Raw genomic sequence first — 22,161 nt, 5'->3', positions numbered from 1 at the left:
CTGCCCGAAGACTGGCACACGCGGAGGAAATTGCAACCCACCACCCACCGATCCCGTCTTGAGGACGTCAGGATGGGAGGGACCGATGCACACGACGGCCGACACGGGGGTCACCCTGATGGCGTCTCGGAGCAGAGACGACGACTTCACCGACTATCTCACCGCCCGCCAGCCGGCGCTGCTGCGGACGGCGTACCTGGACCGGTGACAAGGCCAGCGCCGAGGACCTGCTGCAGACCTCGCTCGCCAAGCTCTACCTCGCCTGGGACCGGGTCCAGCAACGCGACTCGGTCGACGGCTACCTGCGCCGGATCATGGTCAACGAGAACAACTCGCTGTGGCGCCGGCCTTTCAAGAGGCGCGAGGTCGTCACCGACGAGATCCCCGAGGGCCGGCACGGCGTCTCCGACGAGTACGACGACGGCGAGGGCGCCCGGCTCTGGGCGTTCGTGCAGACCCTCCCGAAGCGGCAGCGGGCCGTGATCGTGCTCCGCTACTACGAGCAGCTCAGCGAGGCCGAGATCGCCGACGCCCTCGGCTGCTCGGTCGGCACGGTGAAGTCGCAGGCCAGCCGGGCGCTGGCGCGCTGCGCGCCCGTGCCCCAGTCCTTGGACCCCGCCACGACGACTCCGAGGAGGAGAGCCGATGAACAGCACGACGCCGCCCGAGGACGAGGTTCTCGCCCGTGCGCTGCGCGGCCAGGTGGACGGGATGACCGAGGCGCCCTTCACGGTCGGCGACATCGCCGGCCGGGCCGGTCGGATCCAGCGTCGCCGCCGGGTCGCGGTCGTCGCCAGGCGTGGCCGCCGCCGTGGCCGCCATCGCGCTGCCGGCCGCCGTGCTGTCCGGCGGACTGCTCAAGCGCTCCGACGCCCGCAGGTCGCCACCGGCGGGCCGTCGCCGACCGCCGCCGTCGAGCCCAGCGGCCGGTGCCCGGTGTGCTGGACTTCACGCTGACCGGGCTGTCGACCGGCGCCGCTCCGCGCGGTGGGGGTGGGTCGCGGACGGGACAGCCACCTGACCGACGGGACCGAGGTCGACGCTCCGATGTTCCTCCGCTCCTCGTTCCTGACCGCCATGGCACTCGACGACAACCTGATCGTCACCAGCAAGCGACGAGCAGGGGAACTTCTCCCTCGCCGTCGTGACCCCGGACGGCGCCGTGGTCGGCACCGACCGGGCCACCGGCATGCCGGTGCTCTCCGCCGACAGGCAGCGGTGGCCGCCTACGTCCGCCCGGACGGGACTCCGGTGCTGCTCACCCGGAGGTGAGGCCGGACCAAGGCTGTCCGCCCGTCGATCGGGCTGTCGTGGTGGGCGTGACCGGTCCGCGCCGTGCGACACGGGCTGCGCGGTCTGGGTCAACGACGCCGGCCGCGAGCGGCCTACCGCATCGAGGTGGACGCCGGCGAGCAGCTGGGCACCACCGAACGTGCGCGCGGTGCACGGGGACCGCTACCTCGGCCAGGTCGACCTGCAGGACGACCTGTTCCCCGTCGACGGCCTCTTCGTCGGCGACCAGGTCCGAGCCGGCCTGGACGGCCGACACGGCACTGACCGGCTTCTCCCCCGACGGGCACTGGGTGGTCGGGCAGTTCTCCGACGGCCTCGGCCCGACCGAGCTGCAGGTCCTGGACGCGGAGACCGGCCAGCCTCAGGTCGTGTGGCAGCGTCGCGCGGCCGAGGGTGCGTCCGCGCTCGGCCCGGTGGTGTGGGAGGACGACACCCACCTGCTCCAGGTGCTCGCCCAGGGTCGAGACGTCGAGATCGTCCGGTTCGGGCTCGACGGGAGCATGGAGCTGACCGGGGTGTCCCAGCGGATCAACGACCCGACCCTGAGCACGCTCTCGCTGATGGGGCGCTGACCCTCAGGCCACCACCGTGGTGATCGGCTGGGAGGAGTCGGCCGGCAGGTCGAGTGCCGACGGCTCACGCCCCCTCGCCACCAGCTCCGAGCCGAGCGCGGCGATCATCGCGCCGTTGTCGGTGCACAGGCCCGGCCGCGGGACCCGGACGCGGATCCCGAGCCGGGCCGCCCGCTCCTCGGCCATCGCCCGGAGCCGGCTGTTGGCCGCCACGCCCCCGCCGATCAGCAGGTGGTCGATCCCCCGGTCGGTCGCCGCGTCGAGCGCCTTGCGCACCAGCACGTCGCAGACGGCCTCCTGGAACGACGCGGCCACGTCGGCCACCGGCACCGGCTCACCGGCCCGCTCGCGCGCCTCGACCCACCGGGCGACGGCGGTCTTGAGGCCGGAGAAGGAGAAGTCGAAACGATGCCGCTCCAGGTCGCGGCGCGAGGTCAGCCCGCGCGGGAACTCGACGTACGCCGCGTCCCCGTCGCGCGCCACCCGGTCGACGTGCGGCCCGCCGGGGAACGGCAGCCCGAGCAAGCGGGCCACCTTGTCGAAGGCCTCCCCCGCGGCGTCGTCGATGGTCGCCCCCAGCGGCTCGACGCCGACGGTGACGTCCTCGACCTCGAGCAGGCTGGAGTGGCCGCCGGAGACCAGCAGGGCCAGGCACGGCTCCGGCAAGGGTCCGTGCTCGAGCTGGTCGACGGCGACGTGGCCGGCGAGGTGGTTGACGCCGTAGAGCGGCTTGCCGAGACCCAGCGCCAGCGCCTTGGCCGCGGCCACCCCGACGAGCAGGGCGCCGGCCAGGCCGGGGCCGCTGGTCACCGCCACGGCGTCGACGTCGTCGAGACGGACGCCGGCGGTCTCGGCCGCGCGCTCCAGGGTCGGGACCATCGCCTCGAGGTGGGCCCGGCTGGCGACCTCGGGCACCACCCCTCCGAAGCGCGCGTGCTCGTCGACGCTGCTCGCCACCGCGTCGGCCAGCAGCGTCCGCCCCCGCACGATCCCGACTCCGGTCTCGTCGCAGGAGGTCTCGATGCCGAGCACCAGGGGGCCGTCGTCCACGGTGGTCATCGTGCCAGGTCGGGTGGGGGCCGACGCGGCAGACTGGCCCGGTGCCCGCTCCGCTCGACTCCCCCGCCGCGCTGGCCGCGGCCCTGGCGGCGATCGGCTGCGTGGCCGCCGCCGAGGAGGCGGCCCTGCTGTGGGAGGCCTCGGGACCCGGGGCCGACCTGGCGACCATGGTCGCCCGGCGCGCCGAGGGGGTCCCCCTCGAGGTCCTGCTGGGGTACGCCGACTTCGGCGGCGTCCGCCTGGCCGTGGCGGACGGGGTGTTCCTCCCCCGCCCGCGCAGTGAGCTGCTGGCCCGGTTGGCGGTGGAGCGGGCGCGACTCCGCGGCCCGGGGGCCGTGGTGGCCGACTTGTGCTGCGGCACCGGCGCCTTCGCCGCCGTGGTGGCGTCGTCGCTCCCGGAGGCGCGGGTGGTCGCCACCGACGTCGACCCGACGGCGGTCGCCTGCGCGGCGGTCAACGGGTCGGCGTACGGCTTCGAGGTGGTGGCCGGAGACCTGTGCGCCGGCCTGCCCTCGGAGCTGCGCGGGCGGATCGACGTGCTGGTGGCCAACGTCCCGCATGTGCCCACCGGCGACCTCCCGCTGATGCCGCGCGACACCCGCGCCCACGAGCCCGCCACCGCCCACGACGGCGGCGACGACGGGCTCGACGTCCTCCGCCGGCTGGCCGAGGACGCCCGGCCTTGGCTGCGCCCCCGCGGCGTCCTGCTGATGGAGGTGGCCGAGCGGCAGGCGACCGCGGCCGCGACGGCGCTGGAGGAGCGCGGCTACCAGGTCAGCACCGCCCACGACCCCGACGAGCGGACGACCGTGGTCGAGGCGACCGCGCCGGCTCGCAGGTGAGGCTCAGGGCTTGACGCTGAACGTGGTGAACCAGTCGTAGGCGCTGCCGCCGGAGGTGTAGTGCGACACCGCGGACTGGACCTTGACGTAGGTCACGCCCTTCTTGTTCTTGGGCGCGAGCTTGGTCGGCACCGACAGCTTCACCTTGTTCTGGCCGGTCATCACCTTGCAGGTGACCTTCTTGCTGACGTCCTTGGTCGGTAGACGGTCCCGTAGCAGCCGCCCTGGCATCCCACCCGATGAGCAGGAAGACGGTGTTCGACTTCAGCGTCTTGGTCGGTGCGAGCTGGACGTTGTAGTGCTGGCGATAGGTGCTGCTCTTGACGACGTCCTTGGCGGTGAGCACGAAGGTGGCCTGCTTCCCCTTCACCACCTGGTAGGTGAGCTTGCGCAGATCGATCTTGTTGGCCTGCTTCTTCCCCAGCGGGTCGAGGATGAGCACGTCACCCTTCGGGTCGCTCTTGGAGCCCGCTGCGGCGGCGGCGGGCCGCCGACAGCGATCAACGAGCCGGTCAGCAGCACGCACGCGATGGCTGCCGGATCAGTGACGTCCGTTGTGTCATCTACCCACCCCATGGTCGCGGGGACCGTCCAGCGGACGATCCGCGTCAACGGGCGTTCTGTATCCGGGACCACGGTCCTGCTCTCCTGGGAGACGACGCCGGTCCGCCGGCGTTCTCTCGGAAGGAACAATGCCCACGGCCAGCAACCAGGCAGACGACCGGCCGCCAGCCAGGAGGCCAGCGCCGGGCAACAGCCAGCCCTCAGTTCCTCGACGCCAGCGACGGCGCCGACGAGGGACGGGCCTCGCTGCTCGAGACCACCAGGCGGAAGGGCCGCCAGCGCACCATCGAGAAGGCGAGTACCAGGACCCCGAGCTCGGCCCGCTCGACGCTCCCCGGCACCTGGAAGGAAGGGGACGGCAACGTCGCGCTCCGTTCGCGGGCGAGGACGGTTCGGCGCAACCAGTACGACGAGACGCTGATCTTCAGCCTCGTCGACAAGGGCGTGCCGAACCGCGGGGTCACCCGACCATCACACCGACCAGTTCCTGGTGGCGCTCGACTGAGCAGAGCATCCCCAGATCGCCGTGGTCGACCGCCCGAGAGCAACGTCCACGGCGAGGTGCCGCCATCCACCACGAGCCGGGCCTGTTCCTCAACATGCTCAACCGCATCCCCGAGGGTTCGACATCGCCAGGCTGGCCACCACCCCACGGTGACTCCGTGCTGGCGCTCGGCAGAGCCGACGGCGCAGGGCCTGGCACCGATCCCGCGGATGTTCGGCAGATCGGCGAGACGGCACCATCGAGGACGACGACTACCCAGCCCTAGTACTTCCACGACCACCGTTCAAGGGCGTCGAGACCGATGCCGGGTTCCCGGCTTCGACCAACGGCGCCCACCTGCTGCTGCGCTTCGCGAACCACGGCCTGGCCAGCCAGGTGAAGCGGACGCGATCTGGGTTCGTCGACCACCCCGGCGGCATCTCGAACTCCCGTTCGTGGTGCGCCAGCAACGCCTCTCGATGACGACGTTCTGGATCCGAGATGAAGGACGGGTCGCTGCGTACAGTACCTGCAGGTCGTGATGCTCGACTTCTTCCGGCGCGAGGACGGGCTGCCCGGGCGCATGCAGTGGCCGCACGTCAGCCTCAACACGCTGACCCGCCACCCGGACGTCGAGCCCACCCCGGACGTCCTGACCACCGACGCCCAGGACGGCTGACAGGCCGCGGCACCGCCCGGGGGACGCCCGGGCGGTGACCGCCTGACGCGGTCACCGCCACCCGCGGCCAGGCCCCAGGACGCCTCCTGGCTAGAGGTCTCGGGCGAGCACCAGGGCGTCGGCGCCGGAGCGGTAGTAGCGCACCCGCCGGTCGATCTCCGTGAAGCCGGCGGCGGCATAGAGCGCCAGTGCGGCCTCGTTGTCGTCGGCCACCTCCAGCAGCATCCGGCTGGCCCGGGCGTGCTTGGCCTCGCGCATCGCGGCGGCCAGCATCGCGGTGCCCGCGCCGGCTCGGTGCCGGTCCGGCCGGACGCCGATCCGCAGCAGGTCGGCGGTGTCGGCGACCACGACGGAAACGGCGTAGGCCACCAGGCCGGCGCCCTCGGAGTCGGAGTCGGCCTCGTCGTCGTTGACCCAGAACTGCCGCCCGGGACCGGTCAGCTCCGACTCGAGCTGGCCGCGCTGCCAGGCGTCGCCGCCGAACAGCTCCTGCTCGAGCGCAATGAGCTGGGCGAGGTCGTCGGCGGTGGCGGCGCGGATCACGAGACCGGCTTCGGACGGTGCGGCTCGGCGGCGTCGGGACGGCGGAGATAGAGCGGCTCCGGCGGGAGGAGCGGCTCACCCGCGGCGAGTGCGCCGGCCACCAGCCGCGCCAGCCACCCGGCGCTCGGGAGCACGGGCGGTCGCGAGTGCGGGAACGCCTCGGGGTAGAGCTCCGCGCCCTGACCCACGACCGGTCCGTCGGTGGTCAGCTCGGCGGGGCGGGCCACGTGCGGTCCGTCGAGCCGCCGGCCCTGGGCGTCGTACGACGCGTGGTACACCTCCTTGCGGCGGGCATCGGTCGCGACCACGAACTCCCCGCCGGCCCCGGCCTCGGCAGCCTCCGCGGCGAGCACATCGAGCGTGCAGACACCATGGACGGGGATGCCGAGCACGAGACCCAGCGTCCGGGCGGTCACCAGCCCGACCCGCAGCCCGGTGAACGGCCCGGGGCCCACGCCCACCGCGATGCCGGCGAGCGCGGTCCGGTCGACACCGGCGTCGCCCAGCACCGCCTCGATCAGCGGTGCGAGCTGCTCGCCGTGTCGCATCGTCTGCTCCGAGCGCCGCTCGGCCAGCACCGTGGCGCCGTCGGCCACCGCGACGGTCACCCGCGGGGTCGCGGTGTCGAAGGCGAGCAGCACGGTCAGAGCGTAGTCGCGGACCGCGTCGGGGATGGCTACTGGTGCGTACGACCTGCCAGCTGCGTCGTACGCACCAGTAGACCCGCCACCACACGGGTGCCATGCTCGGCCGAGGACAGCGACGAGACGAGGGGGCGCCGTGTTCGGCAGGAGCGATGACCGGGATCCGTTGGACCGGGCACTCGAGGCGGCGGCCGGGCTCCGCGTCGGCTCCTGGGAGAGCGTCCAGGCCTACGCCATGCTGGCGATCGAGGCGCGTGGCCGGCCGGAGGCCGGCCAGCTCTACGACCAGGCGCTCGAGGCCTCCCGCAAGCTCTCCTCCGGCTCCTGGGAGAGCATCCGCGCCCTCACCTGGCTGACCCGGGCCCGTCGCGAGCTGGGCAGCTAGACACGCCCGCTCGTCACCCGGGCGGTCCATCGCCGAACACGGCACACAGGGTGCCCAGGATCGCCGCGCGGTGGCAGGATCCGACCATGGCGACGACGCAGATGCTGCGCGACCTGGTGGCGGCGTTCAACGACCACGACCTCGACCGGGTGATGACCTTCTTCACCGACGACTGCGTCCTGGAGATGCCCCGGGGAACCGAGCCGTGGGGCACCCGGTTCGAGGGCAGGGACGACGTGCGCGCGGGGCTCGCGCAGCGGTTCGCCGGGCTGCCCGACGTGCACTACGGCGACGACCAGCACTGGCTGTACGGCGACCACGCCGTCTCCACGTGGTTGCTCACCGGGACCAGCCCGGCCGGCGAGCGGGTCGAGGTCCGCGGCTGCGACCTCTTCGACCTCGGCCCCGACGGGCGCATCCAGCGCAAGGACTCCTACTGGAAGATCGTCGAGTGACCACCCCGGCACCCCGCTCCGTCGAGTTCGACACCACCATCGAGGCCCAAGGCAACAAGGCGGGGATCGTCGTCCCTCCCGAGGCGATCGACGCACTCGGCGCGGGCAGTCGGCCGGCCGTCCTCGTCGACCTCGACGGCCATGCCTACCGTTCCACCGTCGCCGTGATGGGCGGCCGCCACCTGATCGGCGTGAGCGCGGCCGTCCGCGCGGAGAGCGGCCTGCGCGGAGGCGACGACGTCCACGTCACCCTCACGCTGGCCACCGAGCCGCGCCCGGTCGACGTCCCCGACGACCTCGCCGAGGCCCTGGCGGCGTCGGGCACCCGGACCTTCTTCGACGGTCTCGCCAACAGCCTCCAGCGCTACCACGTCGACCTGGTCAACGGCGCCAAGCAGCCCGAGACCCGGTCGCGACGCATCGCCAAGGCGGTCGAGCTGTTCCGCGCCGGGAAGAAGCGCTGAGCCTCAGCCCACCCAGCGCGGCCCGAAGCCGCGAACGGCGACCCGCCGCGGGTCGGCGACCTCCGGGGACTCCAGCGGGTCACCCTCGCCGGTGGCCCGGTCGATGCGCACCTCCAGCCACGAGTCCGACAGCGCCTCGGCCAGACCGGCACCCCACTCCACGACCGTGACGGCGTCGTCGAGGGAGGCGTCGAGGTCGAGGTCGTCGAGCTCGGCGAGCCCACCCAGCCGATAGGCGTCGACGTGCACCAGGGCCGGGCCCTCGCCGAGGGAGGGGTGCACGCGCGCGATCACGAACGTCGGCGAGGTCACCTCGCCCCGGACACCCAGGCCGGCGCCCAGACCCTGGGTGAGCGTGGTCTTGCCCGCGCCGAGACCGCCGACCAGCACCACGAGGTCGCCGCGCCGCAGGCCGCCGGCCAGCCGCTCGCCCAGCGCTCGCATCGCCTCGCCGTCCACCACGGTGCTCCGGGTGACCAGCCGCCGGCGCAGCTCGACGTACGGCGCGTCGCGGGCGATCTCCTCGAACCCGCGGTCATGCCAGAAGCCCACGGTGGTGGGCAGCTCCTGACGGGCCAGCACCGCGACCTCGTCGGTCCGGACGGCATCGAGGGCGGCACCGACGAGCGTCCGCGCCACCCCGTGCCGCCGGGCGCCCGGGACCACGCCGAAGCGGCGCAGGTAGGTCACGTCGTCACGGGGGTCCAGCAGCACCGCGCCGGCCGGCGTGCCCTCGATCTCGGCCAGCAACCCGCCACCCGCGGCCAGCGCGGCCGCGATCGACTCCTCGGTCTCCTGCAGCGCGTCGGCGGGCGGGTCGAGGGCCGGACGTGACCCGAACGCCTCCCTCACCACGGTGAGCACCGGTGCCGCGGCCTCGGGGCCGACCCGGCGGATCACCGCCGTCATCCGGCCGCCGCCGTGTCCACCGCGTGCGCGACCAGCTGGCCGAGCTCGGCGTTGACCTCGTCGGGACGCTCCAGGATGACCATGTGGCCGGCGCCGTCGCACTCGAGCAGGTCGGAGCCGTGGATGCGGGCGTGCAGCTTGCGGGAGTGGCCGATGGAGGTGATCCGGTCGCCGGTGCCGCAGATGATCGCGGTCGGCACCGAGGCGACCACCGGGCAGGCCGCCCACAGGTCGAGCGAGGCGAAGGCGGGGTAGAAGTCGGCCACCACGTCGAACGGCGTCTGGTTGAGCATGTCGTAGAGGAACTCCACCAGCTCGCCGGGCGCCTCGGGGCCGAACGCGTAGGCGTCGGTGATGCTGAGCGCGATGTCGTGGCTGCGGGTGCGCAGGGCGTCGACCGCCCGGTGCCCGCGGGACAGCGCGCCGACGACCCGGCCGACGACCCCGCTCCCGACGCCGGCCGGCATCATCGGGAACAGGATCCGTCCCGGGTCGAGTCCGCCGGCCGTGGTCGACACCAGCGAGACACCGACCACCTTGGTGCCGAACAGCTCGGGGTGCTGCTCGGCGAGCTGCATGATCGTCATCCCGCCCATCGAGTGCCCCACCAGCACCACGGGGTCGTCGTGGGTCAGGTCGTCGAGCACCCGCTTCAGGTCGCGGCCGAGCTGGTCGAGGGTGGCGTCCCCGCTGGGTGAACGACCGGAGCGCCCGTGCGAGCGCTGGTCGTAGAGCACGGTGCGGACCAGACCGCGGAAGGCCGCGCGCTGGTAGTGCCAGCAGTCGAGGTTGAGGGCATAGCCGTGGCAGAACACCACGGTCACCGGTCGGGCGCCGGATCGACCGCGGCGCCGGGTCGAGCCCGCCGGGGCCGCGACGTCGTCGACCTCGGCATAGAGCGGGACACCGTCGTCGGCGACGACGGTGATCGGGTCGGAGTGCAGCGAGCCGAACGGGGTGGTGTCGTCGATGTCGCGAGCGACCAGCATCCGGCGCTGCTGGGCGGCGCGGACCGCACCACCGGCGACCGCCACCCCGGCGGCGCCCGCGGCCGCGCCCAGGGCGACGCCCAGCACCTTGCCCGCGACGCCCACTCAGCCCTCCTCGCCGACGTGGCGGCGGCCCAGCCGGCCGCCGATCCTGCTCACGATCTCGTAGCTGATCGTGCCGCATGCCTCTGCCCAGTCCTGCGCGGTCGGCTCCCCTCGTGTGCCCGCACCGAACAGCACCACCGGCTCACCGGGCTCGGGCAGGTCGCCGTCGAGGTCGACGACGAACTGGTCCATGCAGACCCGGCCGCGGATCGGCCGCCGTCGGCCCGCGACCCACACCTCGGCCCGGGAGCTGGCATGCCGCGGCACGCCGTCGGCGTACCCGACGGGCACCAGGCCGACGGTGGTGTCACGGTCGGCGACCCAGGTGTGGCCGTAGGAAACGCCCTCGCCCGCGCGGAGGTGCTTGGCCATCACCAGCGGCGCTTGGACGGTCATGGCGGGCAGCAGGCCCAGCTCGGGCGTGTGCCCCGGCGCCGGGTCGAGGCCGTAGGCCGCCAGCCCGACCCGCACCAGGTCGAAGCGCGAGCGCGGAAGCAGCAGGGCGCCCGCCGAGTTGGCCAGGTGCCGGTGCCGGGGCCGCAGACCGGCATCGGTGGCGACCTCGACGGCCTCGGCGAAGCGTCGACCCTGGAGCTCGTTGGCCGGGTGCCCGGGCTCGTCGGAGGCCGCCAGGTGCGACCAGACACCGGTCACGGTGACCGACCCGCCCCGCTCGGCGGCCAGCGCCGCCGCCACCAGGCCGGGCCAGTCCTCGGGGGCGCAGCCGCCCCGGGACAGCCCGGTGTCGACCTTGAGCTGCACCCGGGCGGTCCTGCCGGTCGCGGCCGCGGCCTGCTCGACCAGCGCCAGCTCGCGCCGGGAGTACGCCGTCACCTCGAGGTCGGCCGCCAGTGCCTCGGCGTAGCGCTCGCTCCCCGGGAGGTCGAGCCAGGTCAGGATCGGCCCGGTGTCGCCGGCCGCGCGCAGCGCGAGCCCCTCGGCGATCGTCGCCGCACCGAGCCAGGGGGCCCCGGCGTCGCGGGCCGCGCGGGCCACCTCGACCGCCCCGTGGCCATAGCCGTCGGCCTTGACGACCACCATCAGCTCGACCGGGGCGAGGTGGGCGCGGAGCACGCGCACGTTGTGGCGGATGGCGGCGAGGTCGACCACGATCTCCGCGGCCGTGCCCCGGGGTTCCATGCCTCGATTCTCCCATCCGGGCCGGCCGCCGACCCGGCAACCCCCGAGCCGGGGCCCGATCCTGGACCGGCGCTCAGCCCAGCAGGTCGCCGACGACCACGGGCAGCGCGGCCGCCACGTCACCGGCCACCACCGGGCCGCCGGCGCCGGCGAGCCGCGCTGCGGACCCGTGCAGCCAGGCGCCCACCGAGGCCGCGTCGAACGGGTCCAGCCCGGCGGCGAGCAGCGCCCCGACCAGTCCGGCGAGCACGTCACCGGCCCCGGCCGTCGCGAGCCACGGCACGCCCGTCGTGTTGGCGCGGACCCGGCCGGACGGCTCCGCCACCAGGGTGCGGCGACCCTTGAGAAGCACCACCTGGCCGAACCGCGCGGCCGCCTCGCGGGCGTGCCGCAGGGGCGCCGCCTCGATCTGCGCCCGGTCGACGCCGACCATCCGGGCCAGCTCACCGGCGTGCGGCGTCAACACCAGCGACGATGTCGTCGGCGCGAGCTCCACGCACGGCAGCAGCGCGTCGGCGTCGACCACGACGGGCACGTCGTCGCCGAGGCAGGCCTCCAGCGCCGACGCGGCATCCTCGCCGCCACCGCAGCCGGTGACCCAGGCCTGCACCTGGCCCGGCCCGACGACCTCCGGATGCGCCCGGCGTACCTCGTCCAGCGCGCCGCCGTCGTAGCGCACCATCCCCGCGAACCCGCAGCTCGCTCCGTGGACGGACAGCACCGCGGCGCCCGGGTAGCGGGTCGAGCCGGTGCGCAGCCCGACCACCCCGCGGGAGTACTTCTGGGCGTCGGGGTCGGGCACCGGCAGCAGCGCCGCCACGTCGCCGGCCCGCAGCGCCTCGACGTCGGCGGGAGGGAGGTCGAGCCCGAGGTCGACCAGCTCCACCACGCCGCAGGCCCGGGCGCCGGGGTCCACCAGCTGGGCCACCTTGTGGGTGCCGAAGGTGACGGTGAGGTCGGCGACCACGTGCGCACCGTCGATCTCGCCGGAGTCCACGCCGACCCCGCTCGGCACGTCGACGGCGACCATCGGCACCTCGGCGAACGCGGCCACGGCAGCGGCCGCGTCGGGCCGCAGCGGTCCGGTGGCCCCGATGCCGACGATCCCGTCGACGACGACGTCGGGTGACGCTGCCTCCGCCACGGACACCACCCGGCCACCGGCTCCCCGCAGCGCGGCCAACCCACCCGCGTGGGCCTTGTCGGGGGCCAGCAGCACCGCCTCCACCGCGGCACCGCGCCGCGACAGCAGCGCGCCGGCATGGAGCGCGTCGCCGCCGTTGTTGCCCGCACCGACCAGCAGCAGCACCCGCCGGCCGTACGCCGACCCCAGCAGGTCCGCGACCGCGGCGGCCAGCCCCGCCGCCGCCTGTGCCATCAGCGCGCCCTCGGGCAGCCGGGACATCCGGGCCTCCTCAGCCGCCCGGACCTGGGCCACGGTGTGGGCGCTGCGCATGCTGCGACCCTAGTCCTGCCCGATAGTCCGCTACGTAGAGCACCACCTCAGGGCCCACCACTGGTGCTTTGCGTAGCGGACTATCCCCCAGACGTCTCAGCGCTCGAGGATGACCACCGCGGAGGCGATGCCGGCGTCGTGGGAGAGCGAGACGTGCACGTGGGCGGCCCCGAGCGCGGCGGCCCGCTCGGCGACGGTGCCCGACATCACGAACCCGGGGTCGCCGGAGTCCTCGGAGACGATCTCGGCGTCGTGCCAGGCCAGCCCGGCCGGTGCGCCCAGAGCCTTGGCCAGCGCCTCCTTGGCGGCGAAGCGGGCGGCCAGCGAGTTGATCGGCTTGGCCGCCTCGGCCGGCGTGAACAGCCGCTCTCGGAGCCCGGGAGTGCGGCGGAGCGACTCCTCGAACCGGCTGACGTCCACGACGTCGATGCCGACGCCCACGATGGCCACGGGTGTCCTGGGCTACTCGACGGTGACGGACTTGGCGAGGTTGCGCGGCTGGTCGACGTCGTGCCCGAGCAGGGTGGCCAGCTCGCACGCGAACAGCTGCAGCGGGAGCACCGCCAGCAGCGGCTGGAGCAGCGTCGACACGCGCGGCAGCCGCAGCATCTCGTCGGCGTAGGCCACGACCGACTCGTCGTCCTCCTCCGCGAGCACGATGGTGCGGGCACCGCGGGCACGGATCTCCTGGATGGCGCTGACCATCTTGTCGTGCAGGAAGTCGCGACCCTGCGGAGGCACCACGCAGAAGACCGGCAGCCCGGGCTCGATCAGCGCGATCGGGCCGTGCTTGAGCTCGCCGGCGGCGAAGCCCTCGGCGTGGAGGTAGGCGAGCTCCTTGAGCTTGAGCGCCCCCTCCAGCGCGACGGGATAGCCGGCGTGCCGGCCCAGGAACAGCACCGAGCGCGACGCGCGCATCCGCTCGGCGAGCGCATAGATCTCATCGGCCCCGTCGAGCACCCGCTGTACGGCGGCCGGCATGGCTTCGAGCTCGGCGGTGATGGAGGCGATCTCGTCGCCGAACATGCTGCCGCGCACCTGGGCGAGGTAGAGGCCGAGCAGGTAGCAGGCGATCAGCTGGGTGGTGAAGCCCTTGGTCGAGGCGACCCCGATCTCGGGCCCGGCGTGGGTGTAGATCACGGCGTCGGACTCACGCGGGATGGTCGAGCCGTTGGTGTTGCAGATCGCGAGCACCTTGGAGTGCTGCTCGCGCGCGTGCCGGATCGCCATCAGGGTGTCCGCCGTCTCGCCCGACTGGCTGATCGCGACCACCAGGGTGGTCCGGGTGAGGATCGGGTCGCGATAGCGGAACTCGTGGGAGAGCTCGACCTCGCACGGGATGCGGGTCCAGTGCTCGATGGCGTACTTCGCCACCAGGCCGGCGTAGAACGCGGTGCCGCAGCCCACGATGATGATCTTGTCGATCGAGCGCAGCTCGTCGACCGACATCCGCACCTCGTCGAGCTGCAGCTTGCCGCCGGTGTCGCGCCGGCCGAGCAGCGCGTCGGCCACCGCGTGCGGCTGCTCGAAGATCTCCTTGCGCATGAACCAGTCGAAGCCGCCCTTCTCGGCGGCCGACAGGTTCCAGTCGACGTGGTAGGGCCTGCCCTCGGCCACCTCACCGTCGAACGTCGTCACGGTGACGCCGTCGCGGGTGAGCGTGACCACCTGGTCCTGGCCGAGCTCGAGCGCGTCGCGGGTGTGCTCGATGAACGCGGCGACGTCGGAGCCCAGGAAGTTCTCACCGTCGCCGAGGCCGACCACCAGCGGTGAGTTGCGGCGAGCGGCGACCACCCGGTCGGGGTCAGCGGCGTCGACGGCCACCAGGGTGAAGGCACCGGTGAGCCGCCGGCACACGCGCTGCATGGCGGTGGTCAGGTCGGCGCCGGCGGCCACCTCCTGCTCGAGCAGGTGGGCGGCCACCTCGGTGTCGGTGTCGGAGCGCATCACGTGACCGGCCGCCTCCAGCTCGGACCGCAGCTCGGCGAAGTTCTCGATGATGCCGTTGTGGATCAGCGCCACCCGTCCGTCCTGGCCGAGGTGAGGGTGGGCGTTGCGGTCGGTGGGCGCGCCATGGGTGGCCCAGCGGGTGTGGCCGATGCCGGTCGACGACGGCGGCAGCGGGTGCTCGGCGAGCGCCTTCTCGAGGTTGGCGAGCTTGCCGGCGCGCTTGTCGGTGACCACCGATCCGTCATGCACCAGGGCGATCCCGGCGGAGTCGTAGCCGCGGTACTCCAGCCGGCGCAGCCCCTCGATCACGACGCCCTGGGCCTGCTGGGGCCCGACGTACCCGACGATTCCGCACATGGCGGCGAGTCTAGTCGGCGTCAGGGTGCCGCCCGGACGCCCGACGCGGCCCTGCAACAATGCTCCGCATGGCAGGCCCCGGCGCGGAGAACGGCCGCGAGCCCTCGCCGTACGTCGAGCTGGAGCGGGCCGCGTGGGCGGCGCTCAGCCAGGCCACCGAGAGCCCGCTCAGCCCCGAGGAGATCAGCCGCCTGCGCGGTCTCGGCGACGCACTGGACCTCGACGAGGTCGAGCAGGTCTACCTCCCGCTCTCCCGCCTGCTCAGCATGTACGTCGGCTCCGCCGGCGCCCTGCACCGCGAGCAGGAGGCGTTCCTGCACCGGCCACAGCCGCCGCGCACGCCGTTCGTGATCGGCCTCGCCGGCTCGGTCGCGGTGGGCAAGTCCACGACCGCGCGCGTGCTGCAGCAGATGCTCGCCCACTGGCCGGAGCACCCCCACGTCGCGCTGGTGACCACCGACGGCTTCCTGCTGCCCAACGCCGAGCTCGAACGCCGCGGGATCATGCACCGCAAGGGCTTCCCCGAGTCCTACGACCGGCGCGGGCTGCTCCGCTTCGTGATGGACATCAAGTCCGGCAAGGACGAGGTGCTGGCGCCGCGCTACTCGCATCTCGTCTATGACGTGCTGCCGGACAACCCCGTGGTCATCCAGCGTCCCGACATCGTCATCGTCGAGGGACTCAACGTGCTCCAGCCGACGCGCGGCGGGGCCGACGGCCGCAGCAGCCTCGCGGTGAGCGACTTCTTCGACTTCTCGGTCTACGTCGACGCCGCGATGTCCGACATCCGCCGGTGGTACGTCGAGCGGTTCCTGAGGCTGCGCGAGACGGCGTTCCGCGACCCGGCGTCGTACTTCGCGAAGTACGCCTCCCTGACGGAGGCGGAGGCGGTCGCCGAGGCCAGCCGGATCTGGGACGAGATCAACGGCCCCAACCTCGCCCAGAACATCGCGCCGACCCGCTCCCGCGCCACGCTGGTGCTGCGCAAGGACACCGACCACTCGGTGCGCTACATCCGCCTGCGCAAGCTCTGATCCGGGGCGACGGGCAGCGGCTTGGCCGGCGTGGTGGGCCGCCCGAGCATCGACGCGGGGAAGCCGAGCGCCTTGCTCGGCAGCGGCCGGGTGGTCTGGTGCAGCCAGGCGTCGAAGAAGTCGGTGAGGTCCTTGCCGGAGACCTGCTCGGCCATCGCCTCGAACTCAGCGACCGAGCCGTTGCCGTACTTCTTCACCCGGGCCCACTTGCGCAGCAGCTTGGTGTGGGCAGTCGCGCCGATCCTGTTGCGCAGGGCCTGCACGGCCATCGCGCCCCGGTCGTAGACCGCCCAGTCGAAGACGTCGTCGGGGCCGGGGTCGTCGACGCGGATGGTCCAGAACGCCGCGTTGCCGCGGTAGTAGCGGTAGTAGCTGCGGAAGATGCCGTTGAGCGTCACGCCCTTCTGCCGCTGGGCCCACAGCCAGCTCGACCAGGTCGCGAAGCCCTCGTTGAGCCAGATGTCCTTCCACTGGCTGACGCTCACCGAGTCTCCCCACCACATGTGTGCGAGCTCGTGGGCGACCACCTCGGTGTTGGCTCCGGCGGCGCCGGATCCGAAGAACACCTTGGAGTAGATCGGGCGGGTCTGGTTCTCCAGGGAGAAGCCGAACGACGCGTTGCCGATGATGCCGCCGGTGATCGAGAACGGGTAGGCGCCGAACTTGCTGCTGTAGAAGTCGACGATGGCGGGGGTCTTCTCGAGGCTGAGGACGGCGGCCTGGCGCTGGCCCTTCGAGATCTTGGTGGTGACGGCGTTGAGCCAGGGCACGCCCTTCTTGGTCCGGCCCCGGGTGATGCGGTAGTCGCCGATCACGACGGTCGCCAGGTAGGTCGTCATCTGCTCGGCGGTCTTCCAGTGCCAGCGCTTCTTGGCGCCGAGCTTCTTCACCCCGCGCAGCACGCCGTTGCCGATCACCTTCTTGGTGGCCTTGGTGGTGACATAGACGTCGAAGCTCGCCTTGTCGCTCGGGTGGTCGTTCGACGGGTACCACACCGCCGCCACCTCGGGCTCGCCCGCGGCGATGGCCCCGTCGCTGGTGAGGAACCAGCCGCCCAGGTTGGCGTCGGAGTGGGCCGCCGGGTTGCCGGCGTACGTCACGGTGACGGCGAACGTGTCGTCGGTGAGGATCGGGTCGACCGGGGTGACGACCAGCTCCTGTCCGCTCTGGCTGAAGCCGGCGTCGACACCGTCGACGGTGACCTTGCTGGCCTTGAGCGCCAGGTCGAGGTTGAAGCTGGAGAGGTCCTGGGTCGCCGTCGCCTTGACCGTGGTGACGCCCTTGAGCTTGTGAGTGGCCACGCCGTAGTCGACGTGGATGTCGTAGTGGCCGACGTCGTACCCGCCGTTGCCGTACGTCGGGAAGTACGGGTCGCCCGCGCCGTCCGCGCCCGGCGACGGCACGGCGTACGCCGCACTCGGCAGCGCGACCGCAGCCGTCGCCGCGATCGCTGCGAGTCTGGTGACGGTGCGGGTCGTGCTCATGCTCCCTGCTTCTCCCCCGTGCTCGGTGCAGCCCTCCCCGGGCTCTCGGCGACTCTACGTCGTGCTGGCGCGAACCGCGGGGTTCACGAAGCCTCCGATGGTCGAGGAGCTCGCGGAGCGAGCGTCTCGAAACCACGCGTCTGGCGGGCGCAGGGTCCGCTGTGGTTGCGGTGCCTGGCAGTGACGAGCGGGGGTCCGCTGGTTGTTGCTGTGGTACGGCGGCTGCCGGGTCTGCTTCGCGCTCCGGCCCATTGCGGTGGTGGTTTCCGACCCAGGAACCGGTCCGAGAATTTCTTCGATTGTTGTCTCACGAGGTGGGACAGACAGGGTCTGAGCAGGCGTGATTGTCGGTGGTGCCTGGTTGGCTTGGGGTATGAGTCAGTCAGCCAGCGCGTTCGCGGAGGTCCCGGTGCCGGGGTCTCCGGATCGGGTGTTGGCGACGGCTCGGGCGGCGATGCGTGCGGAGCAGGCGGCTGCGGCGGCGAAGCTGGTGGCGGCGGTGGAGTGGGCGGCGCTGCACGAGCCGACGGACACGGGGATGCGGCGTACTGGTGGGAGTCCGGCAACGTCGTGCTCTTGGCCGGTGTGGGTGCCCCGGACATCGCGGAGTTCGCGGTGGCGGAGTTCGCCACCGCGCTGGGGCTGACCACCGATGCCGGGCGTCGGTTGGTCGGGCGGGCGTTGGAGCTGTGCTACCGGCTGCCGGAGCTGTGGGCGCAGGTGCAGGCGGGTGCGGTGCCGGCGTGGCGGGCGACCTTGGTCGCCGATGCCACCCTTCCGCTCTCCGGCTGCGGCGGGGTTCGTGGATCGTCAGGTCGCGATCGTGGCGGGGCGGGTCTCGACCGTCAGCTCGACCAGCTGATCCTGGAAGCGAAGATCCGCTGTGACGGGGTGGAGCGGGAGGACCCCGAGAACCCCACCCCGAGGTGCGGACACCCGGCGGGTGGACGTGCACACCGATCAGGTGTCCTTCACCGGCACCGTCGCCGTCTCGGTGAGCTGGACCTGGCCGACGCCCTGCACCTCGACCAGGCGCTCGCTGCCGGTGCCGAGCAGCTGAAGATCGCCGGGTCGACCGAGTCGTTGGATGCCCGCCGGGCGACCGCGTTGGGGGAGATGTCCCGGACCCAGCTCGCCCTCTCCTACGACAGTGACCCCGGGGGCGACCGCTGGCCCGCGGCGGCCGGTGACGTTGTTCCTCCACCTCTCCGAGCAGGCACTCACCGGCGAAGGGCGGGGTGGGGCGGTGTGAGAACACCCGCACCCCGATCGACGCCGACGCCATCCGGGCGTGGTGTGGCCACCCCGACGCGACGGTGACCGTCAAGCCGGTCCTGGACCTGGCGGGGCATGTGCGGGTGGATCAGTACGAGGTCCCCGACCGCCTCAAGACCCTGGTCGACCACCGCGACGGGCACTGTGTGTTCCCGTGGTGCACCAGACCAGCCCGACGGTGCGACCACGACCACGTGGTCCCGTTCGACGAGCTCCGACCCCGACCGGGGCCGACCTGCTCTGCAACATCGCCCCACTCTGCCGGAGCCATCACCGGTTGAAGACCCACACCCCGTGGCGCTACGCCGTCATCGAACCCGGGACCTATCTCTGGTCGACCCCGCACGGCTACCGGCTCCTCGTCGACCACACCGGCACCCGCGACGTCACCCCCGCCCACCCTCGGCCGGCGGCTGCCTCCACCTCATCGACAGCGACGACAACAGCGACCCCGACCCACCCGACCAGTAGCCACCCCGCCCCGACACCCCGCCGCACCCAGCCGCCGCGGGGTCATCGGCACGCCCGAGGACGCTACGGGTTCGGTTCCAGGGTGAGAGAGTCGGCAGCCATGGAGCTCTTCCTGGTGCGCCATGCCATGCCCGAGGTGGATCCCCACCGATCCCCGGACTCGTGGCGACTCTCGCGGGAGGGGCGCATCGCGGCCCGCGCGCTGCGTGCCGACCTGCCCCGGACGCCCACGGCCGTGTCGAGCCCGGAGATCAAGGCCGTGGAGACGCTCGCCCTCGGCATCGACCGACCTGCCGACCGGATTGTCACCGACGACGGCTTCGCTGAGGTGCTCCGCCCTGGTGAGCCCTTCGACGACGAGGTGGCCGCTCGCAGGCGCGCGTGGGTCGAGGGCCGCCTGGATGGACGGCACGACGGCTGGGAGACTCCCGGCGAGGCCGCGACCCGGATGCAGTCGGCGATCGACCGCCACCGACCGGAGCGGGCAGCCCTCGTCGTCGCCACCCACGGCATGGCGATGACCGCCTGGCTGACCGCCTGCGGCCACGTGGCGGACGGAGCCGCGGCCGGCGAGTTCTGGAGCCAGCTGCGCTTCCCCGACGTGATCCGGCTCGGGATCTAGCGCCGGCTCACAGCGCCAGCTGCGCCCGCACCACGCCGGCCAGCCGGTCGGCGACGGAGCGCGCCTCGTCGTCGGTGGGCGCCTCGACCATCACCCGCACCAGCGACTCGGTGCCGGAGGGGCGCAGCAGGATCCGGCCGCGGTCGCCGAGCGCGGCCTCCTCCTCCGCGACGGCGGCGGCCAGGACGGCGTCCTCGTCGGCACGAGACTTGTCGACGTCGGCGACGTTGACGAGCACCTGCGGCAGGCGGGTCATCACCGACGCCAGCTCCTGCAGCGACCGCCCGGTGGTGGCCATCCGCTCGAGCACCTGGATCGCGGTGAGGATGCCGTCGCCGGTGGTGGCGTGGTCGGACATGATCACGTGCCCGGACTGCTCGCCGCCCAGCGAGTAGCCGGACACCTTCATCGCCTCGAGCACGTAGCGGTCGCCGACCTTCGTCCGGCGGACGGCGACCCCGTGCTCGCGCATCGCCTGCACGAAGCCGAGGTTGCTCATCACGGTGGCGACGACGGTGTCCTTGACCAGCCGGCCCTGCTCCTTCAAGGACAGCGCGAGCACGGCGAGGATCTGGTCGCCGTCGACGACGTTGCCCTCGTGGTCGACGGCCAGGCAGCGGTCGGCGTCGCCGTCGAGGGCGAAGCCCACGTCCGCGCCGTCCTTGATCACCGCGGCCTGGAGCGACTCCAGATGGGTGGAGCCGCAGCCGTCGTTGATGTTGAGCCCGTCGGGCATCGCGTGGATCGCGGTGACGTCGGCACCCGCATCGGCCAGCGCCCGGGGCCCCGCGTCCCACGCGGCGCCCTCGGCACAGTCGACGACCACCCGCAGGCCGGCCAGCGGATGGTCGATGGTGCGCACCAGATGGGCGGCGTACTCCTCGACGGCGCTCTCATGCGCCTCCACCCGCCCGACGCCGGCGCCGACCGGGCGCTGCCACTCCTCGCGCATCCGCCGCTCGATCGCGATCTCCACGGCGTCGTCGAGCTTGTGGCCGCCTCGCGCCAGGAACTTGATGCCGTTGTCGGGCATCGGGTTGTGCGACGCCGACAGCACGACGCCCAGGTCGGCCCCGAGCGTATCGGTGAGATAGGCGACACCGGGGGTCGGCAGCACCCCGAGCAGGAGTACGTCGACTCCGGCAGACGCCAGCCCGGCCACCACCGCGGCCTCCAGGAACTGTCCGGAGACCCGGGTGTCGCGACCGACGACCGCCCTCGGCCGGTGGCCGGCGAAGTCGCCCCGATCGCCCAGCACCTGGGCGGCCGCAGCGGAAAGGTCCAGGGCCAGCTCCGCGGTGAGATCACCGTTGGCCAGGCCCCGGACCCCGTCCGTGCCGAACAGTCGCGCCATGCTCGCCGTGCTCGGCAGCGATCAGCGCTTGCTGTACTGGGGCGCCTTCCGGGCCTTCTTCAGGCCGGCCTTCTTGCGCTCGATCACGCGGGCGTCGCGGGTGAGCAGCCCGGCCTTCTTCAGCGTCGGCCGGTTCGCCTCGGCGTCCACGTCGTTGAGGGCCCGAGCCACACCGAGGCGCAGCGCGCCGGCCTGGCCGGTGATGCCGCCGCCGTGGATGCGGGCGATGACGTCGAAGCGTCCCTCGAGGCCGAGCGCCGCGAACGGCTCGTTGACGACCTGCTGGTGCAGCTTGTTGGGGAAGTAGGAGTCGAGCGTGCGGCCGTTGATCCGCCAGCTGCCGGAGCCGGGCACGATCCGGACCCGGGCGACAGCCTCCTTGCGACGGCCGGTGGCCGCGGCGGGGGCGATGGTCGCGGGCTTGGCCGGGCCGTCGGAGGCCGAGCTCTCGGAGGTGTAGGCCACGCCCTCCTCGTTGACCTCGAAGGTCTCCTCAGCGGCGTCGTTCATGTCGTTGGTCATCTCGGTCACTGATCGAAGTCCTTACTGGGAGACCCGGGAGATCTCGAACGGGGTGGCCTGCTGGGCCGCGTGCGGGTGGTCGGGGCCGGCGTAGACCTTGAGCTTCTTCAGCATCTGGCGGCCGAGCTTGTTCTTGGGGAGCATGCCCCAGACGGCCTTCTCGATGGCCTTGCGCGGGTCCTTCTCCAGCAGCTCGCCGAACGGCGTGGCGGAGAGGCCACCCGGGTAGCCGGAGTGACGGTAGGCCATCTTGGTGACCTTCTTGTTGCCCGACAGGGAGACCTTGTCGGCGTTGACGACGATGACGAAGTCACCGGTGTCGACGTGGGGGGCGAAGATCGCCTTGTGCTTGCCGCGGAGCAGGTTCGCGACCTGGACCGCGAGCCGGCCGAGGCGGACGTCGGTGGCGTCGATGACCAGCCACTCACGGGTGACATCGCCAGGCTTCGGGCTGTACGTGCGCACGATGGAGCCTCACTTGTTCGTCGGACCCGGCCAGGCGGTTGCAC

At 72.8% G+C, this 22,161-nt stretch carries 26 protein-coding genes; 11 read left to right on the top strand and 15 right to left on the bottom strand.

Annotated features, from left to right (window positions below):
• Positions 1-85 precede the first annotated feature (85 nt).
• The 3 genes from R2740_RS01385 (at position 86) to R2740_RS01375 (ending at position 1,865) form a co-directional block, all read left to right on the top strand.
• Complete coding sequence (locus R2740_RS01385; RefSeq protein WP_371300894.1) at positions 86-208, top strand: hypothetical protein; 123 nt, start codon at positions 86-88, stop codon at positions 206-208.
• Positions 156-1,148, top strand: a complete 993-nt coding sequence (locus R2740_RS01380; protein ID WP_371301167.1) for a SigE family RNA polymerase sigma factor — start codon at positions 156-158, stop codon at positions 1,146-1,148. Before R2740_RS01385 ends, R2740_RS01380 begins: the two co-directional genes overlap by 53 nt.
• Before the next feature lie 435 nt (positions 1,149-1,583).
• The gene (locus tag R2740_RS01375) at positions 1,584-1,865 is read left to right on the top strand and encodes a hypothetical protein (RefSeq protein WP_371300893.1); all 282 of its coding nucleotides are present in this window, start codon (positions 1,584-1,586) and stop codon (positions 1,863-1,865) included.
• 3 nt (positions 1,866-1,868) lie between these two features.
• Here R2740_RS01375 and tsaD read toward each other — a convergent pair whose 3' ends face one another.
• Positions 1,869-2,924 carry a tRNA (adenosine(37)-N6)-threonylcarbamoyltransferase complex transferase subunit TsaD gene (gene tsaD, locus R2740_RS01370; protein ID WP_371300892.1) on the bottom strand — a complete coding sequence of 352 codons (1,056 nt, stop codon included), beginning with the start codon at positions 2,922-2,924 and terminating at the stop codon, positions 1,869-1,871.
• A gap of 41 nt (positions 2,925-2,965) precedes the next feature.
• Here tsaD and R2740_RS01365 point away from each other — a divergent pair, with 41 nt between their 5' ends.
• On the top strand, positions 2,966-3,766 hold the full coding sequence (locus R2740_RS01365) for a putative protein N(5)-glutamine methyltransferase (protein WP_371300891.1): 801 nt from the start codon (positions 2,966-2,968) through the stop codon (positions 3,764-3,766).
• A 3-nt stretch (positions 3,767-3,769) separates the two neighbouring features.
• Here the strand turns inward: R2740_RS01365 and R2740_RS01360 are convergent, their stop codons facing one another.
• Both R2740_RS01360 and R2740_RS01355 read right to left on the bottom strand, forming a co-directional pair.
• Positions 3,770-3,997, bottom strand: coding sequence for a hypothetical protein (locus tag R2740_RS01360; protein WP_371300890.1), 228 nt, complete (start codon positions 3,995-3,997; stop codon positions 3,770-3,772).
• A gap of 533 nt (positions 3,998-4,530) precedes the next feature.
• A complete protein-coding gene (locus R2740_RS01355) occupies positions 4,531-4,794 on the bottom strand; it encodes a hypothetical protein (protein ID WP_371300889.1) in 264 nt (87 codons plus the stop codon).
• Positions 4,795-5,355: 561 nt separating this feature from the next.
• Between R2740_RS01355 and R2740_RS01350 the strand changes: the two genes are divergently transcribed.
• Positions 5,356-5,493, top strand: coding sequence for a hypothetical protein (locus R2740_RS01350; protein ID WP_371300888.1), 138 nt, complete (start codon positions 5,356-5,358; stop codon positions 5,491-5,493).
• Between the two features lie 90 nt (positions 5,494-5,583).
• On the opposite strand, the gene R2740_RS01345 is transcribed toward R2740_RS01350, so the two are convergent.
• Together R2740_RS01345 and tsaB are read right to left on the bottom strand one after the other, a co-directional pair.
• On the bottom strand, positions 5,584-6,036 hold the full coding sequence (locus R2740_RS01345) for a GNAT family N-acetyltransferase (protein ID WP_371300887.1): 453 nt from the start codon (positions 6,034-6,036) through the stop codon (positions 5,584-5,586).
• Positions 6,033-6,677, bottom strand: a complete 645-nt coding sequence (gene tsaB / locus R2740_RS01340) for a tRNA (adenosine(37)-N6)-threonylcarbamoyltransferase complex dimerization subunit type 1 TsaB (protein ID WP_371300886.1) — start codon at positions 6,675-6,677, stop codon at positions 6,033-6,035. The genes R2740_RS01345 and tsaB overlap by 4 nt, the downstream gene beginning before the upstream one ends.
• A gap of 139 nt (positions 6,678-6,816) precedes the next feature.
• Here tsaB and R2740_RS01335 point away from each other — a divergent pair, with 139 nt between their 5' ends.
• From R2740_RS01335 to R2740_RS01325, 3 genes are all read left to right on the top strand, one after another.
• On the top strand, positions 6,817-7,065 hold the full coding sequence (locus R2740_RS01335; RefSeq protein ID WP_371300885.1) for a hypothetical protein: 249 nt from the start codon (positions 6,817-6,819) through the stop codon (positions 7,063-7,065).
• Between the two features lie 86 nt (positions 7,066-7,151).
• On the top strand, positions 7,152-7,520 hold the full coding sequence (locus R2740_RS01330; protein WP_371300884.1) for a nuclear transport factor 2 family protein: 369 nt from the start codon (positions 7,152-7,154) through the stop codon (positions 7,518-7,520).
• A complete protein-coding gene (locus R2740_RS01325) occupies positions 7,517-7,984 on the top strand; it encodes a DUF1905 domain-containing protein (RefSeq protein WP_371300883.1) in 468 nt (155 codons plus the stop codon). Before R2740_RS01330 ends, R2740_RS01325 begins: the two co-directional genes overlap by 4 nt.
• Before the next feature lie 3 nt (positions 7,985-7,987).
• Here R2740_RS01325 and tsaE read toward each other — a convergent pair whose 3' ends face one another.
• From tsaE to glmS, 6 genes are all read right to left on the bottom strand, one after another.
• On the bottom strand, positions 7,988-8,893 hold the full coding sequence (tsaE, locus tag R2740_RS01320) for a tRNA (adenosine(37)-N6)-threonylcarbamoyltransferase complex ATPase subunit type 1 TsaE (RefSeq protein ID WP_371300882.1): 906 nt from the start codon (positions 8,891-8,893) through the stop codon (positions 7,988-7,990).
• A complete protein-coding gene (locus tag R2740_RS01315; RefSeq protein WP_371300881.1) occupies positions 8,890-9,987 on the bottom strand; it encodes an alpha/beta fold hydrolase in 1,098 nt (365 codons plus the stop codon). The genes tsaE and R2740_RS01315 overlap by 4 nt, the downstream gene beginning before the upstream one ends.
• Positions 9,988-11,127 carry an alanine racemase gene (gene alr / locus R2740_RS01310; RefSeq protein ID WP_371300880.1) on the bottom strand — a complete coding sequence of 380 codons (1,140 nt, stop codon included), beginning with the start codon at positions 11,125-11,127 and terminating at the stop codon, positions 9,988-9,990.
• Between the two features lie 73 nt (positions 11,128-11,200).
• The gene (locus tag R2740_RS01305) at positions 11,201-12,583 is read right to left on the bottom strand and encodes a bifunctional ADP-dependent NAD(P)H-hydrate dehydratase/NAD(P)H-hydrate epimerase (protein ID WP_371300879.1); all 1,383 of its coding nucleotides are present in this window, start codon (positions 12,581-12,583) and stop codon (positions 11,201-11,203) included.
• Between the two features lie 96 nt (positions 12,584-12,679).
• A complete protein-coding gene (locus tag R2740_RS01300; protein ID WP_371300878.1) occupies positions 12,680-13,033 on the bottom strand; it encodes a holo-ACP synthase in 354 nt (117 codons plus the stop codon).
• Between the two features lie 12 nt (positions 13,034-13,045).
• Positions 13,046-14,890, bottom strand: coding sequence for a glutamine--fructose-6-phosphate transaminase (isomerizing) (gene glmS / locus R2740_RS01295; protein WP_371300877.1), 1,845 nt, complete (start codon positions 14,888-14,890; stop codon positions 13,046-13,048).
• Between the two features lie 68 nt (positions 14,891-14,958).
• Between glmS and coaA the strand changes: the two genes are divergently transcribed.
• Positions 14,959-15,924, top strand: a complete 966-nt coding sequence (gene coaA, locus R2740_RS01290) for a type I pantothenate kinase (RefSeq protein ID WP_371300876.1) — start codon at positions 14,959-14,961, stop codon at positions 15,922-15,924.
• On the opposite strand, the gene R2740_RS01285 is transcribed toward coaA, so the two are convergent.
• The gene (locus R2740_RS01285) at positions 15,900-17,408 is read right to left on the bottom strand and encodes a M1 family metallopeptidase (RefSeq protein WP_371300875.1); all 1,509 of its coding nucleotides are present in this window, start codon (positions 17,406-17,408) and stop codon (positions 15,900-15,902) included. The genes coaA and R2740_RS01285 overlap by 25 nt on opposite strands.
• Before the next feature lie 1,238 nt (positions 17,409-18,646).
• Here R2740_RS01285 and R2740_RS01280 point away from each other — a divergent pair.
• Both R2740_RS01280 and R2740_RS01275 read left to right on the top strand, forming a co-directional pair.
• Positions 18,647-18,964: a hypothetical protein gene (locus R2740_RS01280; RefSeq protein ID WP_371300874.1), complete on the top strand. Its 318-nt coding sequence runs from the start codon at positions 18,647-18,649 to the stop codon at positions 18,962-18,964.
• Positions 18,965-19,254: 290 nt separating this feature from the next.
• The gene (locus R2740_RS01275) at positions 19,255-19,776 is read left to right on the top strand and encodes a histidine phosphatase family protein (protein WP_371300873.1); all 522 of its coding nucleotides are present in this window, start codon (positions 19,255-19,257) and stop codon (positions 19,774-19,776) included.
• A 7-nt stretch (positions 19,777-19,783) separates the two neighbouring features.
• Here R2740_RS01275 and glmM read toward each other — a convergent pair whose 3' ends face one another.
• The 3 genes from glmM to rplM are packed head-to-tail and all read right to left on the bottom strand — an operon-like array spanning position 19,784 to position 22,117.
• Positions 19,784-21,130 carry a phosphoglucosamine mutase gene (gene glmM, locus R2740_RS01270; protein WP_371300872.1) on the bottom strand — a complete coding sequence of 449 codons (1,347 nt, stop codon included), beginning with the start codon at positions 21,128-21,130 and terminating at the stop codon, positions 19,784-19,786.
• A gap of 21 nt (positions 21,131-21,151) precedes the next feature.
• On the bottom strand, positions 21,152-21,652 hold the full coding sequence (gene rpsI, locus R2740_RS01265; protein WP_371301166.1) for a 30S ribosomal protein S9: 501 nt from the start codon (positions 21,650-21,652) through the stop codon (positions 21,152-21,154).
• A gap of 21 nt (positions 21,653-21,673) precedes the next feature.
• Complete coding sequence (rplM, locus tag R2740_RS01260) at positions 21,674-22,117, bottom strand: 50S ribosomal protein L13 (RefSeq protein ID WP_371300871.1); 444 nt, start codon at positions 22,115-22,117, stop codon at positions 21,674-21,676.
• Positions 22,118-22,161 lie beyond the last annotated feature (44 nt).

Origin of the sequence: Nocardioides sp. (assembly GCF_041393715.1) — a bacterium.
Taxonomy (GTDB): Bacteria; Actinomycetota; Actinomycetes; order Propionibacteriales; family Nocardioidaceae; genus Nocardioides.
The sequence above is the reverse complement of the archived record's forward strand: the minus strand, read 5'-3'. Positions and strand labels throughout refer to the sequence as shown.

What these genes read in the sequence shown, in the direction of transcription:
- coaA (WP_371300876.1), top strand. Translation starts at nt 14,959, where the DNA reads ATGGCAGGCCCCGGCGCGGAGAACGGCCGCGAGCCCTCGCCGTACGTC.
- glmS (WP_371300877.1), bottom strand. Translation starts at nt 14,890, where the DNA reads ATGTGCGGAATCGTCGGGTACGTCGGGCCCCAGCAGGCCCAGGGCGTC.
- tsaE (WP_371300882.1), bottom strand. Translation starts at nt 8,893, where the DNA reads ATGACGGCGGTGATCCGCCGGGTCGGCCCCGAGGCCGCGGCACCGGTG.
- R2740_RS01285 (WP_371300875.1), bottom strand. Translation starts at nt 17,408, where the DNA reads ATGAGCACGACCCGCACCGTCACCAGACTCGCAGCGATCGCGGCGACG.
- R2740_RS01360 (WP_371300890.1), bottom strand. Translation starts at nt 3,997, where the DNA reads ATGCCAGGGCGGCTGCTACGGGACCGTCTACCGACCAAGGACGTCAGC.
- R2740_RS01350 (WP_371300888.1), top strand. Translation starts at nt 5,356, where the DNA reads ATGCTCGACTTCTTCCGGCGCGAGGACGGGCTGCCCGGGCGCATGCAG.
- R2740_RS01330 (WP_371300884.1), top strand. Translation starts at nt 7,152, where the DNA reads ATGGCGACGACGCAGATGCTGCGCGACCTGGTGGCGGCGTTCAACGAC.
- alr (WP_371300880.1), bottom strand. Translation starts at nt 11,127, where the DNA reads ATGGAACCCCGGGGCACGGCCGCGGAGATCGTGGTCGACCTCGCCGCC.
- R2740_RS01305 (WP_371300879.1), bottom strand. Translation starts at nt 12,583, where the DNA reads ATGCGCAGCGCCCACACCGTGGCCCAGGTCCGGGCGGCTGAGGAGGCC.
- tsaD (WP_371300892.1), bottom strand. Translation starts at nt 2,924, where the DNA reads ATGACCACCGTGGACGACGGCCCCCTGGTGCTCGGCATCGAGACCTCC.
- glmM (WP_371300872.1), bottom strand. Translation starts at nt 21,130, where the DNA reads ATGGCGCGACTGTTCGGCACGGACGGGGTCCGGGGCCTGGCCAACGGT.
- R2740_RS01385 (WP_371300894.1), top strand. Translation starts at nt 86, where the DNA reads ATGCACACGACGGCCGACACGGGGGTCACCCTGATGGCGTCTCGGAGC.
- R2740_RS01275 (WP_371300873.1), top strand. Translation starts at nt 19,255, where the DNA reads ATGGAGCTCTTCCTGGTGCGCCATGCCATGCCCGAGGTGGATCCCCAC.
- rpsI (WP_371301166.1), bottom strand. Translation starts at nt 21,652, where the DNA reads ATGACCAACGACATGAACGACGCCGCTGAGGAGACCTTCGAGGTCAAC.